The 718-nt window shown below is 62.7% G+C and carries 1 protein-coding gene and 1 pseudogene; both read right to left on the bottom strand.

The window, feature by feature from the left end; genetic code table 11:
* The coding region (locus tag NKH19_RS33425; protein ID WP_352983990.1) for an ABC transporter permease family protein at positions 1–349 on the bottom strand (349 nt) is incomplete at its 3' end.
* An 88-nt stretch (positions 350–437) separates the two neighbouring features.
* Positions 438–718: pseudogene (locus NKH19_RS33420) on the bottom strand (ABC transporter substrate-binding protein); the annotation flags it as partial.

Raw genomic sequence — 718 nt, 5'->3', positions numbered from 1 at the left:
CCAGCGGCACCGAAAGCAGTGTGGTGATGCCGGCCAGCTTCATGGTGTTGACGAAGCGCCCGCCGATCAGCGCCGCGACCGGCATCTCGTTGGCATAGGACGTGCCGAGATCGCCGTGGAGCAGGCCGATAAGCCAGCGCAGGAAGCGCAGGATTGCCGGATCGTTGAGATGCATGGCCTCGCGCAGACCAGCGACGGCTTCCGGAGTCGCCGCCTGGCCGAGCAGGATCGACGCGGTGTCGCCGGGCAGCATGCTGGTGGCGAAAAAAACGGCGAACAGCACGATCAAAAGCGTGACGACCGCGATCGCCAGCCGCTTCAGCACGAGGTTTAGAACCCCAGACGTCATGGAAGCGCTCCTGCGGTTGCGTTCGGCCAAGCCATGTTGCGCAATTAAGGTGCCAGGGACTGGCTGTCCGGTCCCTGGCAGCCGCCTCTCAGGCTTCGAGCCAGAGGTATTCCGCCATTGCGTAGCCCATCATGCCACCGAGTGGGTTCGCCTCCAAACCCTTCACCTTGCTGGAGAGGGCATCAACGTTGGAAATGTAAGCCGGGATGATGGTGCCGGCCTCCTCGGAGACCATGGTCTGCATCTGGCCGTAGATTTCCTTGCGCTTGGCCTGGTCGAGCGAACCGCGCGCCTCGACGAGCAGCTTGTCGAATTTCTCGGACTTGTACTGGCTTTCGTTCCACGGCGCGTTCGAAGCGTAGAGGAGCG

Origin of the sequence: Mesorhizobium sp. M1338 (assembly GCF_040318045.1) — a bacterium.
In the GTDB taxonomy this organism is placed as follows: Bacteria; Pseudomonadota; Alphaproteobacteria; order Rhizobiales; family Rhizobiaceae; genus Mesorhizobium.
This window is presented reverse-complemented; position numbering and strand designations above follow the sequence as displayed.